1 protein-coding gene is annotated in these 904 nt (G+C 48.0%); it reads left to right on the top strand.

The window, feature by feature from the left end; all coding sequences use genetic code 11:
- Positions 1 to 874: polysaccharide biosynthesis protein (locus tag ACQRBJ_RS16070; protein WP_445304234.1), on the top strand; the 874-nt coding region annotated here is incomplete at its 5' end.
- Positions 875 to 904: the final 30 nt, after the last annotated feature.

Genomic DNA, 904 nt, shown 5'->3' on the forward strand with positions numbered 1-904 from the left:
TCCTTGCGAAACCATCGTAACCAGCATCACCAATGCCACCCGTATGGAGCGCATCTTCTCCGAGAATCATCCTGACTATGTCTTCCATGCCGCAGCCTATAAGCATGTACCGATGATGGAGGACAACCCATCAGAGGCAGTGCAGAATAATGTATATGGTACGCGTGTGATAGCCGATATGGCTGTGAAGTACGGCACCAGGAAGTTTGTGATGATCTCTACCGATAAGGCTGTGAATCCAACCAACGTGATGGGCTGCAGCAAGCGAATCTGCGAGATCTACTGCCAGGCATTGAACAAGGCGATTGTGGATGGCGAGGTAAAGGGCGTCACCCAGTTTGTCACCACACGATTCGGCAATGTCTTGGGAAGTAACGGTTCCGTTATTCCAATCTTCAAGAAGCAGATAGCGATGGGCGGTCCTATCACCGTTACCCATCCCGACATCATCCGTTTCTTCATGCTCATTCCAGAAGCCTGCAAGTTGGTATTGGAGGCAGGAACCATGGGTAAGGGAGGCGAGATCTTCGTCTTCGATATGGGTAAGCCAGTCCGCATTGCCGATTTGGCAAAGCGTATGATAGCCCTTTCGGGAGTAGATGGCATCGACATCAAGTACGTAGGACTCCGAGATGGAGAGAAACTCTTCGAGGAAGTTCTGAACGATAAGGAAGCTACGATTCCAACCCATCATCCAAAGATCATGGTAGCCAAGGTTCGTGAGTATCCTTATGAGTTGGCACGCAAGAACGAGGAAGACCTCTATCAGCTCTCCTTCACCTACGATGATATGGCAATCGTGAAGAAGATGAAGGAGATAGTTCCAGAGTATAAGAGCCAGCACTCAAAGTACAGCGAGCTTGATCACAATTAAACATTATACATTAACAATTATACATTAAAA

Origin of the sequence: Prevotella sp. SGI.167 (assembly GCF_050313615.1) — a bacterium.
In the GTDB taxonomy this organism is placed as follows: Bacteria; Bacteroidota; Bacteroidia; order Bacteroidales; family Bacteroidaceae; genus Prevotella.